The sequence below is a fragment of the Plantibacter sp. RU18 genome, from assembly GCF_050613355.1.
In the GTDB taxonomy this organism is placed as follows: Bacteria; Actinomycetota; Actinomycetes; order Actinomycetales; family Microbacteriaceae; genus Plantibacter.
Genome location: NZ_CP159618.1, coordinates 4,276,360 through 4,290,213 on the forward strand (window position 1 = coordinate 4,276,360; position 13,854 = coordinate 4,290,213).

Below are 13,854 nucleotides of genomic sequence, written 5' to 3' on the forward strand. Positions count from 1 at the left end.
GCGGGTGAGCACGGAACCCGACGGACGACGACTGCGAGCTGTGGACCGCGACATCCTCCGACTCGCGGTGCCGGCGCTCGGCGCGCTCATGGCGGAACCGTTGTTCCTGCTCGCCGACTCCGCGATGATCGGACACCTCGGTGTCGTCCCGCTCGCGGGGATGGGCGTCGCGAGCGCGGTCCTGCAGACGGTCATCGGCCTGATGGTGTTCCTCGCGTACGCGACGACGCCGGCGGTCGCGCGCAGGCTCGGGCACGGCGACGAGCGGGGTGCGGTGTCGCTCGGGATCGACGGGCTGTGGTTGTCGCTCACCCTCGGCATCGTGATCGGTGCGGCGGGCTGGTTCTTGTCCCCCACCCTCGTCGGACTGTTCGGGGCCAGCGACGCGGTCACCCAGCAGGCGGACGCGTACCTCGGCATCTCGATGCTCGGCATCCCTGCGATGCTGCTCGTCTTCGGCGCGACCGGCCTGCTTCGCGGCCTGCAGGACACGACGACTCCGCTCATCGTCGCCGGCGCGGGGTTCGCCGCGAACATCGGCCTCAACTTCCTCTTCATCTACGGCCTGGGACTCGGGATCGCGGGCTCCGCCATCGGCACCGTCATCGCCCAGTGGGGCATGGTGGTCGCCTACCTCGTCGTCGTCCTCAAGCACGTCCGGCGCACGGGAGCGAGCGTCCGTCCGCACCGCGCCGGGCTCGGCGGAGCCGCACGCTCCGGCGGCTGGTTGTTCCTCCGCACCGTCAGTCTTCGAGCCGCGATGCTCATCGCCGTGTTCGTCGCGACCGATCTCGGCACCGACGAGCTCGCAGGGTTCCAACTCGTGATGACGCTCTTCGCGACGATGGCGTTCGCACTCGACGCCCTCGCCATCGCGGCCCAGGCGCTCGTCGGCAAGGGGCTCGGTGCCGGCGATGTCGACGGCGTGCGCTCGGTGCTCGTGCGCTGCCTGCAGTGGGGTGTGGGCGCTGGGCTCGTGCTCGGCGCGGTCATCGGCGCGACCAGTCCCGTCATCGGCCTCCTGTTCACGAGCGACCCCGAGCTCGCAGCACTGATCACGCCCGCGATCATCGTGCTGGCCGTCACCACTCCGCTCGGCGGTGTCGTGTTCGTGCTCGACGGGGTCCTCATCGGCGCGGGCGACGCGAGATATCTCGCGGTCACCGGTCTCGTCAACACCCTCGTCTTCCTCCCGCTCGCCCTCGCGGTCCTCGCCTGGGGCCCGGGCGGCCAAGCCGGACTCACCTGGTTGAGCGTCGCCTTCCTCGTCGGATACCTCGGCGCTCGCGCCATCACCCTCGGCCTGCGCGCCCGAACGACCGCCTGGATGCGCACGGGAGCCTGAACCCGACGGCCGAGCCACTGACGTGCCGCATCCTGCAGCGGCTAGAGCATCGCCGTCAGCACGCCGCCGTCGGCCCGGACAGCGGCACCGTTCGTGGCCGATGAGCGTGGGCTCGCGAGGTACACCGCGAGCTGCGCGATCTCGTCGGGTTCGATGAACCGTTCGAGGAGACTCGTCCCGTTGGCGCCGATGATCCCCGCCTTCAGCTCGTCCGCCGACAGCCCCTGCGAGTCCGCGATGTGCCGGACGGTGTCGGCGACGCCGTCAGAGTAGGTCGGTCCGCCGAGGATCGTGTTGACCGTCACCGCAGTTCCACGCGTGAGTTTGGCGAGGCCGTTGCTCAACGCGAGCATGCCCGCCTTGGCGACGCCGTAATGGATCATGTCCGCCGGCACGTTCACACCCGACTCGCTCCCGATGAAGATGATCCGACCCCATCCGGCGGCGATCATGCCGGACAGCAGTCCGCGCGAGAGGCGCACGCCGCTCATCAGGTCGACCTCGAGGTACCGGGCCCAGTCGGCGTCGGTGATGTCGACGAACGACGTGACGTCGAAGAGTCCGACGTTGTTGATGAGGATGTCGACCGGACCCAGCTCGCTGAGGAGGCGCTGCACCGCGGCAGCATCGGCGAAGTCGGCAGCGATGCCGGTGAGCTCGGCTCCGGGTACCTCACGTTCCAGCCCGCGGACGGCGTCGGCGAGCCGGTCGGCATCACGGCCGTTGATCACGACCTCCACCCCCTCTCGGAGGAGGGACCTCGCGATGGCGTAGCCGATGCCCTGGGTGGAACCGCTGACGAAGGCTCGTCTGTTGGCGAGTTGGAGATCCATGTGGTGTGTCGATTCTCTTTCGGATTACTTGATCGGGAAAGTAAAACCATACGTCCGATTGCTTGCTCAAGCAAGTTATCGCCTACGCTGGAGCCATGGACGAGTCCGGCGATCACCCACCCCTCCGCGGCGACGACCTCGCAACGTGGGCCGCACTCGCGACGGTGCTGGAGTGGCTCCCACCAGCCCTGGATGCCGGCTTGGCCGATCATGACCTCACGCACTTCGAATACGGCATCCTGTACGCGCTGGCCGGAGCTCCCGATCGCACGCTGCGCATGAGCATCCTGGCGGGATATGCGAACAGCTCGCTCTCACGACTGTCGCGAGCCGCCTCCCGGCTCGAGCGTCGCGGGTGGGTCCGACGCGCGCAAGACGCGTCGGATCGCCGATCCACGCTGGCGTCCCTGACCGACGCAGGGGTGGAGGCCTTCGCCGCCGCCACACCCCTGCACGAGCAGACGGTCACGAGGTTGGTGCTCGACCCGTTGACGACCGCCCAGAAGCGCCAGCTGCGCTCGATCAGCCTGCGCATCCAGCAGGCGATCCGCGACGAACACGGATGGACGCCACACCCGTAGTCCGTCGAGCGCCCCTTTCCGCGGCGCGCACAGGAACCTCAAGCGCCGGCATCCCACACCCCCGCGCGCATCGACGACCCGATGATCCCTCGACATGAAAACCTCTTGATTCAGATATTCCAGAACTGTATGGTGAGGTCATCCGCAAACGCGGACGCATACAAGAAAGGACGAACGACATGGAATCCCTGATCGAACGCATCTTGGATCGACACTTCGACGCACTCAAACGCCACGCACAGAGTTGTTGCGGCGGTGCCCCCAGCCCCGAGCTGTGATCTGCGATCTGCGAGCGGCCACGACACGTCGTGGCCGCTCGCTCGCTCGGTTCAACCCTCCTCAGAAAAGGAACTGTTTTGATCAACGTCGATTACCGCAAGCAGATCGTGAGTGAATTCCCGGACAGAACCCCCGAGCTCGTCGATGGACAGATCGCCGAAGTCCTCAAATACCTCACGATCCTCTCCGAAGGGTCGAAAGCCCGGTTCATCCCACTCACGCGCGAAGCGGACGAAATCTGGCACGAGATGATCGTGCAGACCCAGTTGTACTTCGAACTCTGCGCGGCACTGCCCGGCGGACGTTACATTCACCATGAATCCATCGGCATGGACGGGGTCGCCGAACGCATCGGCCGAAGAGAAGCCGTCACGCAGTTCGTCGAATGGATCCCCGACTACACGTCCCGGTTCGGACCATTCACGGAAGCCACGGCATCGCACTGGGCCGTGGTGCAATTCCTCCGCGAGGAAGTGGGTCTTTCTCTCGACGAGGTCAACGCTCTCAGCTCCCCAGTCTCCGTCTGACCTGGGCCCGCCCCGGTGCCCATGAGCGAGTCGAAGCGGAAGTTCGAATTGGACTTCCTCCGCAGAGGGTCGCTCATGGCGCTGGGTTCAGCGCTCGGCAGCATCCGGGGCCTGATCACGCTCGTCGCCCTCTCAGGGCTTGGGCCGACTACAGTCTCCATGTATGGCATAGCCCTGAGCATCTACGGGATCGCCGTCGTCCTGTGCGCGGGTCACAGTGTGGCCGTCATTTCGAGACTCAGCCGATATCCCCTGGGCGGTGAGCCGAATGGCGAGTGCAGAACGCATTTCACCGAGATCGTCGCCACAGCTTGGGCGTCGACGATTGCCCTCGTGACACTCACGATCGGATTCGGCGCGATCAGCGCGATTCTCCTGCCCGTCGACTCCGGCCAGTTCGCCGTGGCATATGCGGCCGCCACTGTCGGCGCGTTTCTGCTGCCGCTCGGACAATGTCTCGTCGGGAGACAGCAGGTGCTCGGACTTGAGCGACGCAGCACCAGGCACTCTCTTGAGACCTTCGCCATCGGCACCGGTCTCGCCCTCCTCGGCATCGGGCTCGCTCCGAACGCGGAGACAGCGCTCCTGGCGATCGGGTTGAGCGGTCTCGGTGCGGAGATCTGGGGATTCGTTCGCCGACGCAACAGCCTGGGCCCTGGAGATCGTGGAATCATCCGCGCTGGGTGGGTGATGTTCGCCTCGCGTCCGTTGCGAACCTTCCGCGGAGTCCCGCACACCGCGGCAGGCGGCTACGACGGCATCGTGTTGCTGAGCACGTTCACGCTCGTGTCACAACTCGCATTCCACGTCAGCCCGCTCACGGGCGCGGTGACGGTCACGGCCATCGCGTTCGTCCGCTCGATCGTCATCCCACTGAAGAGCGTCGGACTTGTCGGCGGCAGACTCGTCGTCCAAGGATCCGCGGGCGGCGCCATCGACGCGAGCCTCATCAGGCGAGCCATCGGCACGGTCGCGTGCTTCCTCGTCCCCGTGGGAGCTGTGATCGCTCTGGCCCCGTGGCCACTCCAGCAGCTGCTCGGGCTCCCACCCGGACCGGACGTCGAACTCGTGATCCGACTCGTCGGAGTTCAGCTGATCCTCGAACCGATCGCCGGGGTTGGTTCTGCGATGCTGAAGATCATCGTCAAGCCGACAACGGTGTTGCTTCCCCTGGTCCTCTGCATGTGGGGATTCGTATTGCCCGTGATCGCGATCGGCACTGCGATGCACACGAGCTCCCTCCTCAGCATCTGGACGATTCTCCTCACCGCGCGCATCGCATTCTGCGTGTGCGTCCTGTTCGGACTTCTCAGTACATCCCCACCGCGAGCCGCGGGCATCGCGTGACCAGGCTCTTCCGAGTGCGACAATCGGGCATCGACTACACGGAATCCTCGATCGAGTGGTCGGCCGATCTGAAAGCCGCCGTCGTTGCGCATCTGATGGACCAGCCGTGGCGCTTGTACCCCGCCTCACAACCCGAACTGGCGAGAGCCCGACTCGCCGAGCTCCTGGGGGTCGACAGTGATCGGATCCGATTCACCAGCGGCGCAGAGGGGGCGGTCGATGCCGTCGTGCGTCGCACTTCACCGCCGGCCGCACTCTGGATCCCGGCCCCCGCATATCCGGGATATCGTCGAGCAGCTGCACGGCACCGTACCCGCGCGCGCGTACGACGCCCGACTCGCAGTTGAGGAGATCAACGTTCTCGCGAATCCCGGTCCAGCACATGTGATCCTCACCTGGCCGGGGAACCCGGTCGGGACGACATCAGCGCCGCATCCCATCGTTTCGAAGTCAGTGTCCTGGACGATCGATGCCACCTACTTGTCGGTCCTCTCGGCAGAGTTCGGCGCGCTCGTCTCCCGTGGAGAAAACGCGTACGACGTGATCTTCTCGTGCTCGAAACTCGAGGGACTCGCTGGTGTTCGCCTCGGCGGAGTGATTCTGGCGTCCAGGGACGACTCGTACGTTGCAGACGAATGCCCGTTCCCGCTGAACACCCTGCAACTGGCGGCCGCCGAGGTGCTCCTCTCTCCCACCTGGCGAGACCGGATCACGGCGCGCCACGACCAAGTGCGGAGACAGCACGCGCGCCTCTCTGCAGCCTTGAACACTCTCGGATGGCATGCCGTCACGTCGCCCGCCGCCTCGTTCATCACGGTGAATGATCCGATCACGCGTCTCCACTCAGATGAACTGGAGGTCTACCAGTCACTCCATGCGAAGCGATTCATCGACGAACACCTGCTCCGTGTCACAACGTGCGACCACAACATCGTCTCGCTCGAGACGGTCAGAGGGTTGGCGCTCGACCCATGACGGGCGGGGCGCGGAGCGCGGCTACTCCTGGCCGGCTTCTGCCTTCGCCTGGGCGATCGCTGCGTGCACTTCGGCCATGTCGAGGCCCTGCACCTGGCCGATAAGGTCCTCGAGTGCGGGCGCGGGAAGCGCACCGGCCTGGGAGAAGACGAGGACGCCGTCACGGAACGCCATGAGCGTCGGGGTCGACGTGATGCCCATCCCACCGGCGAGTTCCTGGTTCGCCTCGGTGTCGACCTTGGTGAAGGAGACGTCGGGGTGCTTCTCGGCCGCCGCCTCGAAGACTGGGGCGAACGAACGGCACGGACCGCACCACTCGGCCCAGAAGTCGACCAGCACGATGCCGTCGGCCGACACCGTCTCCTCGAAGTCCGTCACGGTGAGTTCACGGGTCGACATGGTTCCTCCAGATGGTGAAGCACGGGTGAGATCGAACAGCGAGCCTACCCGCTCGACTGCGGGCACGCGCCCGTAGCATCAACCGATCGGTGGATACGAAGATCACCCACTCCACCGCTTCCGCCCACCCGTGTACCGGGCCAGCATGGACACCATGAGCACACCACCGATCATCGAGGTCCGCGACCTGCGCAAGCAGTACGGCGATTTCACCGCCGTCGACGGCGTCTCCTTCGACATCCAGGAGGGCGAGACATTCGCCCTCCTCGGCCCCAACGGCGCCGGCAAGAGCACGACCATCGAGATCCTCGAGGGCTACCGGCACCGCACCGGTGGCGAAGCGAGCGTCCTCGGCACCGACCCGGCACGCGGCGGACTCGATTGGAAGGCCAGTCTCGGCATCGTCCTGCAGTCCAGCGCGGAGGCGGCGAACGTCACCGTCCGCGAGCAGCTCACCCAGTTCGCCCGCTACTACGCGAACCCCCGCGAGGTCGACGAGGTCATCGAGGCCACAGGGCTCACGAACAAGGCGGGTACTCGCATCGGCAAGCTCTCCGGAGGCCAGCGCCGACGCGTCGACGTCGCCCTCGGCGTCATCGGCCGTCCTGCCGTCCTGTTCCTCGACGAACCGACGACGGGCTTCGACCCCGAGGCCCGTCGGCAGTTCTGGGACCTCATCCGCGGGCTGAAACGCGATGGCACGACGATCCTCCTCACCACGCACTACCTCGATGAGGCGGCCCAGCTCGCCGACCGGGTCGCGGTCATCGCCGCCGGACGCCTCGTCGAGATCGGGGCTGTCGATGAGATCGGCGGCGCAGACGCCCGCGTCCCCGTCGTGCGCTGGCGTGATGACCTCGGCCTCCACGAGGAACGCACGGACTCGCCAGCGGCTCGGGTCGCCTCCCTCACCTCGACACTCGGCGGCGAACCGCGCGACCTCGAAGTCATCCGCCCGAGCCTCGAGGACATCTACCTCGGCCTCGTCCACGCGGCGAACGACACAACCGGGAGCCCGACGGACGTCGCCTCCTCCCCCGCCCAAACAGCGCGCACCACCACCACCACGGGAGTCGGAGCATGACCACCATCGAACGCACCACGAACGTCCCCGTCCCACCCCTCCCGCGCGGACGCACCCTCCGACTCGGCGCGAGCCGCGTCGGTTACGAGACCCGCATCTACTTCCGCTCCGGTGATCAGGTGTTCTTCACCTTCCTGTTCCCCATCGTCATGCTCGCCATCTTCTCCACCGCCTTCAGCGCGATGGGCGACGTCGGCGCAGCCCCGGACGGCACGGGTGGCGTCAGCCAGGCCGCGTTCTACCTGCCGGGCATGATCGCCGCGGGCATCCTGCTGTCCGGTGTGCAGAACCTCGCGACCGACATCGCCACCGAGAAGAGCGACGGCACGCTCAAACGCCTCGGGGGCAGCCCACTCCCGGTGGTCAGCTACTTCCTCGGGAAGATGGGCCAGGTCCTCGTCACCTCGGTCCTGCAGATCGCGCTGCTCCTGCTCGTCGCGCACATCGCGTTCGACGTCGCCCTGCCGACCGAGCCCGAGAAGTGGCTCACCTTCGTCTGGGTGTACCTGCTCGGCATCGCGACTTCGGCTGTGCTCGGCATCGCGCTCTCCGCAGTCCCGCGGAGCGGGAAGAGCGCGACGGCAGTGGTCATCCCGATCGTGCTGGTGCTGCAGTTCATCTCCGGCGTGTACCTGTCGTTCACGATGCTGCCCGAGTGGTTGCAGAACGTCGCCAGCCTCTTCCCGTTGAAGTGGATCGCGCAGGGCATGCGTTCGGTGTTCCTGCCAGAGTCGTTCGCCGCTGCAGAGCAGTCGGGATCCTGGGAGTTGCCCGCCGTCGCCGTCGTCCTCCTCATCTGGGCGGTCGTCGGCCTCATCCTCACCCGCCTCACCTTCCGCTGGGTCCGCAGGTCTTAGCGCGGGAACCGTCGCACACGGCTGGTGCCGGGTCACCGCCACTAGCCACGGGCGACAGGTCGCGGGCAGAGATGGGAGAGTTGGGGCATGGACGGACGACGGTGGTGGGATGTCGCCTTCGGCACGGCGTGCGTGCTGGTCGGCGCCATCTCGACGGTCAACGAGAGCGGAACGCCCGTCCGCGTGATCGGTGTGTGGGCCGTCATGGCGGCGCTCTGCCTCGTCTACTACTCCGCCGGTCGCCGCCTGCTGGAGAGCGACCGTGACGGGCTCTGGTTCTCCATCACCCTCATCGTCCTCACCGCGGTCGGCACCGCCTTCTCGGCGAGCGTCCTGACGCTCCAGTGCCTCGTGTTCCCGCTCCTGTGGGTATTGACCGAGCGCACGCGCACGGCGATCGTCCTGAACGTGGTGAGCGCCACCGCACTCGCGCTCGGCTTCATCATCGGGTTCGGGGCGGGGCCGTCGGTGGTCGGACAGGCGATCGCGATCCAGACGGTCTCGCTCATCTTCAGCCTCGCCCTCGGCCTCTGGATCACGCGCATCGCGGAGCTGGGCGACGAGAAGGCACGGCTTCTGGTGAGTCTGCAGGCGGCACAGGCGGAGTCGGAACGCGCGAGCCGCGACGCCGGAGCTGCGGCCGAACGGGAACGCATCGCCCGCGACATCCACGACACCATCGCGCAGAGCCTCACGAGTGTCGTACTGCTGGCGCAGCGTGCACGTGCCGAGGTGCGGCAGACCGTCGCCGGGACGAGTGACGCGACGCCCCTGGACGATCGTCCGCTCGCGGTCCTCGAGAGCATCGAGCTGATCGAGGCCACTGCACGGGACGCACTCGGCGAGGCTCGCGCCCTCGTCGCCACGATGGCCGCGATGCCCTCGGCCGACTCAGCGCTCGGCGACAGCCTGCGGCGCCTGGGCGAGCGGTTCGCGCGCGAGACCGGTGTGGCCGTCGACGTCGACGCCTCGCCCGACCGGTTCCAACGTGCGACGGAGGTGGTGCTGCTGCGGAGCGCTCAGGAAGGGCTCGCGAACATCCGCAAGCACGCTGCCGCCCGACATGCCGGGCTCGCGCTCACGGTCGACGCCGCCTGGGCCGAACTGCGGATCTCCGACGACGGGATCGGGATCAGCGACCCGGCGGGGGCGCTCCTCGGAACCGCACCGGCCGCGGGGTTCGGACTGCACGGCATGCACGACCGTGCCTCGCTGCTCGGCGGGACCGTGCAGATCACGAGCGCACCCGGTGCCGGGACGACGGTGATCGTCCGGGTGCCGGTGGTGACCGACGGCCCTTCGACAGGCTCGGGGAGCACGGTGGGAGCAGACTCTTCGACAGGCTCGGGGAATGGCGGAGAGCAACGATGACCCCCATCCGGATCGTGGTCGCGGACGACCACCCGATCGTGCGGTCGGGGATCGTCGCGCTCCTCGGTCGCGCCGGGGACCTGGAGGTCGTCGCCGAGGTCGCCGATGGTGCAGCCGCGGTCGAAGCCGCAGCGGAGCACCGACCGGACCTCGTGCTCATGGACCTCCGGATGCCGGTCCTGAGCGGAGCAGAGGCGACGGCGCGCATCGTGCAGCAGGTGCCGGGCGTCCGCGTGCTCGTACTCACCACGTACGAGAGCGACGACGACATCCTCGGCGCGATCGAGGCCGGGGCGAGCGGCTACCTGTTGAAAGCGGCGCCCGAGCAGGAGATCCTCGCCGGGATCCGCTCTGTGGTCGCCGGGCAGACGGTGCTGGCGCCGACGATCGCCGCGGCACTCGTGGGACGCGTGCAAGGCGGCTCACCGGCCCGCCCCCAGCTGAGTGCCCGCGAACTCGACGTCCTCCGGCTGGTGGCCGCCGGCAACAGCAACCGGTCCATCGCCACGTCGCTGTTCATCTCCGAGTCGACGGTGAAGACGCACCTCATCCACGTCTTCGAGAAGCTCGGGGTGACCGACCGCACCCGTGCCGTCACGCGCGCGCAGGAGCTCCGGCTGCTCTGATCGGTCTCCACCTTCCGCACAACGCGGTAGATTGAATATGATTATTCATCGACCTGATGCAGATGGAAGGAAACGGCTTGGTGCTCTACCGACAGGTGTACGACGCGCTCCGAGCGCAGATCGTCGAGGGGCACTACGCCGTCGGCGACAAGCTGCCGTCCGAGGGTGAACTGTCCGAGGAGTACTCGGTCAGCGCGATCACGGTCAAACGAGCACTCGACCTCCTCCGCACGGACGGTTTCATCGTCCGCCGACCGAGGCTCGGCACGTTCGTCACGAGCACCACTCCAGCGGCCTCCCCCGCACAGACACCGCAGGCACCGGCCAGGCCGCTCATCGGCTGCGTCGTCACGAACTTCGACGACACCTTCGGCAGCAGGGTCGTCGAGGGGCTCCTCGCCGAAGCAGGGGTCGACGACCACGTGATCCTCATGCGCTCGATGGGCGACGTCGAGCAGGAGGACGCAGCGATCCGATCCCTGATCGAGGCCGGCGTCTCGGGGCTCGTGCTCCAGCCGAGCTCGTCGGAGTACATCCCTCCGGCCGCCCTCGAACTCGTGATGCGGCGCTTCCCGATGGTCATCCTCGACCGCGTCTTCGACGGGATCCCCGTGTCCGCGGTCCGATCGGACAACCTCGCCGGCGCGATGAACGCGACCGAGCACCTCCTGCAGCTCGGTCATCGCACGGTCGGGTTCATCAGCGCCGCGAGCCACGTGTCGACGAGCGAGGAGCGCCGCAACGGGTACGTCCACGCGCACGCCGCCTTCCATCTCACGCTCGTCGACAGCGCCGAGCTCCGGACGATCGGTTCGACCATCCCCGGGAGCACGACGAGCAAGGAGGAGGACGTCGACCGCCTCGTCGCATTCGTCCGCGAACACCCGGAGGTCACCGGCTACCTCGCCGCGGAGTACAACATCGCCCTCCTGCTGCGCGAGGCGTGCGCCCGACTCGAACTGCGCGTCCCCGAGGACATCTCGATCGTCTGCTTCGACCACCCCGACGCCTTCTTCGACGCCGGACTCTTCCGGTTCACGCACGTCCGTCAGCAGCAGCAGGCACTCGGGGAGCGCGCGATCGACGGCATCCGCGCGCAGTTCCGCACGCCGGGTGCTGTGGAGAAGGTCGTCCTCCCCACTGAGCTCGTCCTCGGGGACTCGACCGCGGCGCCTCCGGCAGGCTGACCACGCCGGAGCGCCCGGCGCATCGTCCTCCACGATGCACCGGACGCCCGGACCGGCTGCGGACCGCTCAGGCGGACGGCGCGAGGACGCCGAGTCGGCTCCGCTGCTCGATCGCCATGATGGCGCTCACCTCGGTGGAGTACGGGATGGGGCCGTCGCACGGTCGGCTCCAGTCGTTGCCCGGCAGGAGATGGCCGTCCTGCAGCCCATTCGCCCACAGGGTATCCGTGCCCGCGCGCACGAACGACTCGAGCCGGGCGCGCGCCGGGTCACCGCCGTCGAGACGCGGCAGCAGCTCTCCGAGGTATCGGTAGTAGACGCCCTTGAAGAGCCCCTCGTCTCCGCCATCACCCTCCTGCGGGAACACGCTGCCGTCGCTCAACGCCTCGATCGCGACGAGAGCCGTGCGGGTCGCGCGTTCGAGGAGGCTACGGTCCTCGGTCGTCTCGAACAGCTCGACCGCCGCGCCGATGTACAGGCCCTGGTTGTACGTGAAGCGCCACTGGGTGTCGACGCGTCCGTCGCCCTCACGGTTGACGCCGTCCTCGACGAAACCGTCGGCGCCGACGAGGTTCGCTTCGAGCCATGCGAACGACTGTTCTGCAAAGGTACGGAACGCGCGCGTTCCAGCAGGCAGTGCACGTTCGAGACGCAGCGACAGGATGACGAGCGGACCGTTCGCCGGAGTGTTCTTGTACTCCAGCTGCTGCTTGCGCCACGCGAGGCTGGCACCGAGCGCGTCGTTCCAACCGAACTCGACGACATGGTCCCAGATGGCGAGGGCGTCGTCCAGGTGCTGCTGCCGCCCACCGGCCCGATGGAGCCGGAGCAGAGCCAACCCGAACCAGAGCATGTCGTCGAAGTAGTCGTTGAACAGGGAACCGCCGTTGCGCTCGACGATGTTCCGCGCGGTCGCTTCGGCCTGCTCGAGCCACGCTCGATCGCCCGTGCGCTCCCAGGCATCCACCCGGATGTCGATGACGTGGGCGAGCCACCAGTAGTTGAACGTCTGCGTCTCACCCGCGTCCGACGGATAGGAGTTGTGCAGCAGCTGCGGCGATGAGGTGCCGAAATAGTGGTCCAGGCTGCGCTGGGCGAGGTCGGCGCGATCGCTCCAGCTGGGGTCGGTCGTGGTCATCATGTCCGTTTCGTGATGGGTGGTGGTGGTGGTGGAAGGTGCTCGCCGGATCAGCGGGCGGCCTCGAGGATGGCGTCGCCCTGCTCCTGGGCTTGGGCGAGTGCCTGCTCCGCGGTCAGCTCACCGGCCATGAACTGCTCGAGGGCCGGGACGAGCGCCTTGCCTTCGACGTCGGAGAACCCTTCGATGCTGGGACGGACCTGCGCGTAGTCGAGCGTCTCGATGAAGGCTGCGTAGTGCGGGTCCTCGGTGAAGAACGGGTCGTTGGCGGCTTCGATGTTCGCCAGGATCCAACCCGAGATGCGCCCGAAGTCCACACCGTTCTCCGGCTGGGTGGTCCACCACTTGATGAACTCCCAGGCACCTTCCGAGTGCTTCGCGCCCTCGGGGATGACGAGGCCGAAGCCTCCCATGTATGCGCCGGTGTCACCGGTCGGTCCGGTGGGCGGCTGGGCGACGCCGTAGTCGAGCCCGTCGACCTCGTCGAGGCTCGTCAGCGCCCACGGTCCGTCGAGTTTCATCGACAGCGTGCCCTCGGCGAACGGGTTCGCACCGTCGCCGAAGCCCTGCTCGAAGACCCCGGCGTCCATGAGCTGCTTCCAGAAGTCGAGCACCTCGATGCCCTCGGCGGAGTTGAACGCCGTCTTCGTCTCATCCGCGTTGAGCAGCTTGCCGCCGGCCTGCGCGAGCCACATGTTGAACAGGCCCGGATCACCGAGGTCGAAGCCTGCACGATCGAGCGTGCTCCCTGAACGCTGGGTCAGCGCGACGGCCGCGGTCTTCAGCTCGTCCCAGTTGGTCGGCACGGCGACGCCCGCCTCGGTGAGCTGCGTCTGGTTGTAGATGAGCGAACGGTTGTCGACGAGCAACGGCAGCCCGTAGAGCTTGTCGTCCACGCGCATCTCACCGAGCGCGGGCTGGTAGAACGCATCGAGGTCGACGTCGTCCGAGGCGACGAAGTCGTCGATGGGCGCGAGCGCACCCTTGGGTGCGTAGAGCGAGGTCTGGTAGCGGTCCCAGAGCACCACATCGGGCACCTCCCCACCCGCGAGCGCCGTCAGCAACTTCTCCTCGACGAGTTCCTGCGTGACGTAGCTGACCTCGTAGCGGTCCTGCGAGGCGTTGAACGCCTCGGCCTGCTGCTCGAGCTGGGCGACCTGCTCGCCGGACCAGGAACCCCACATGACGACCGGCTCCGGCCCTCCGGCACTGTCTCCGCCGCCATCGGACCCGCAACCGGTGAGGGCGACGACTGAGAGCGCTGCGACGGCCAGGCCCAATGCTGTTGTGGACTTCTTCATCGAA

The 13,854-nt window shown here is 67.4% G+C and carries 14 protein-coding genes; 10 read left to right on the forward strand and 4 right to left on the reverse strand.

The features are described from left to right. The first annotated feature begins 4 nt into the window (after positions 1-4). The gene (locus ABMA10_RS20310) at positions 5-1,345 is read left to right on the forward strand and encodes an MATE family efflux transporter (RefSeq protein ID WP_431030950.1); all 1,341 of its coding nucleotides are present in this window, start codon (positions 5-7) and stop codon (positions 1,343-1,345) included. Positions 1,346-1,386: 41 nt separating this feature from the next. Here ABMA10_RS20310 and ABMA10_RS20315 read toward each other — a convergent pair whose 3' ends face one another. Further along, the gene (locus ABMA10_RS20315; RefSeq protein ID WP_431030951.1) at positions 1,387-2,178 is read right to left on the reverse strand and encodes an SDR family NAD(P)-dependent oxidoreductase; all 792 of its coding nucleotides are present in this window, start codon (positions 2,176-2,178) and stop codon (positions 1,387-1,389) included. A gap of 95 nt (positions 2,179-2,273) precedes the next feature. Between ABMA10_RS20315 and ABMA10_RS20320 the strand changes: the two genes are divergently transcribed. The 4 genes from ABMA10_RS20320 to ABMA10_RS20335 all read left to right on the forward strand — a co-directional run bounded on the left by ABMA10_RS20320 (position 2,274) and on the right by ABMA10_RS20335 (position 5,887). Continuing rightward, positions 2,274-2,759, forward strand: coding sequence for a MarR family winged helix-turn-helix transcriptional regulator (locus ABMA10_RS20320; RefSeq protein ID WP_347870435.1), 486 nt, complete (start codon positions 2,274-2,276; stop codon positions 2,757-2,759). Between the two features lie 308 nt (positions 2,760-3,067). Then, on the forward strand, positions 3,068-3,565 hold the full coding sequence (locus tag ABMA10_RS20325; protein ID WP_431030952.1) for a hypothetical protein: 498 nt from the start codon (positions 3,068-3,070) through the stop codon (positions 3,563-3,565). 21 nt (positions 3,566-3,586) lie between these two features. Beyond that, a complete protein-coding gene (locus ABMA10_RS20330) occupies positions 3,587-4,912 on the forward strand; it encodes a hypothetical protein (protein WP_347870437.1) in 1,326 nt (441 codons plus the stop codon). 453 nt (positions 4,913-5,365) lie between these two features. Further along, positions 5,366-5,887 (forward strand): hypothetical protein, encoded by a 522-nt coding sequence (locus ABMA10_RS20335; RefSeq protein ID WP_347870438.1) that lies wholly within the window; start codon positions 5,366-5,368, stop codon positions 5,885-5,887. A gap of 21 nt (positions 5,888-5,908) precedes the next feature. On the opposite strand, the gene trxA is transcribed toward ABMA10_RS20335, so the two are convergent. Then, positions 5,909-6,286 carry a thioredoxin gene (gene trxA / locus ABMA10_RS20340; protein ID WP_431030953.1) on the reverse strand — a complete coding sequence of 126 codons (378 nt, stop codon included), beginning with the start codon at positions 6,284-6,286 and terminating at the stop codon, positions 5,909-5,911. A gap of 145 nt (positions 6,287-6,431) precedes the next feature. Between trxA and ABMA10_RS20345 the strand changes: the two genes are divergently transcribed. From ABMA10_RS20345 to ABMA10_RS20365, 5 genes are all read left to right on the forward strand, one after another. Further along, positions 6,432-7,370 (forward strand): ABC transporter ATP-binding protein, encoded by a 939-nt coding sequence (locus ABMA10_RS20345; protein WP_414693726.1) that lies wholly within the window; start codon positions 6,432-6,434, stop codon positions 7,368-7,370. Then, positions 7,367-8,227 (forward strand): ABC transporter permease, encoded by an 861-nt coding sequence (locus ABMA10_RS20350; RefSeq protein WP_347870441.1) that lies wholly within the window; start codon positions 7,367-7,369, stop codon positions 8,225-8,227. Before ABMA10_RS20345 ends, ABMA10_RS20350 begins: the two co-directional genes overlap by 4 nt. An 87-nt stretch (positions 8,228-8,314) precedes the next feature. Continuing rightward, complete coding sequence (locus ABMA10_RS20355) at positions 8,315-9,598, forward strand: sensor histidine kinase (RefSeq protein WP_347870442.1); 1,284 nt, start codon at positions 8,315-8,317, stop codon at positions 9,596-9,598. Continuing rightward, the gene (locus ABMA10_RS20360; protein WP_347870443.1) at positions 9,595-10,224 is read left to right on the forward strand and encodes a response regulator transcription factor; all 630 of its coding nucleotides are present in this window, start codon (positions 9,595-9,597) and stop codon (positions 10,222-10,224) included. Before ABMA10_RS20355 ends, ABMA10_RS20360 begins: the two co-directional genes overlap by 4 nt. Before the next feature lie 80 nt (positions 10,225-10,304). Then, entirely contained in the window at positions 10,305-11,411 is a 1,107-nt protein-coding gene (locus ABMA10_RS20365) for a GntR family transcriptional regulator (protein WP_347870482.1), read from the forward strand. 67 nt (positions 11,412-11,478) lie between these two features. Here ABMA10_RS20365 and ABMA10_RS20370 read toward each other — a convergent pair whose 3' ends face one another. Beyond that, positions 11,479-12,552 carry a glycoside hydrolase family 76 protein gene (locus ABMA10_RS20370; protein ID WP_347870444.1) on the reverse strand — a complete coding sequence of 358 codons (1,074 nt, stop codon included), beginning with the start codon at positions 12,550-12,552 and terminating at the stop codon, positions 11,479-11,481. A 47-nt stretch (positions 12,553-12,599) separates the two neighbouring features. Next, positions 12,600-13,850 carry an ABC transporter substrate-binding protein gene (locus ABMA10_RS20375; protein ID WP_431030954.1) on the reverse strand — a complete coding sequence of 417 codons (1,251 nt, stop codon included), beginning with the start codon at positions 13,848-13,850 and terminating at the stop codon, positions 12,600-12,602. Positions 13,851-13,854 lie beyond the last annotated feature (4 nt).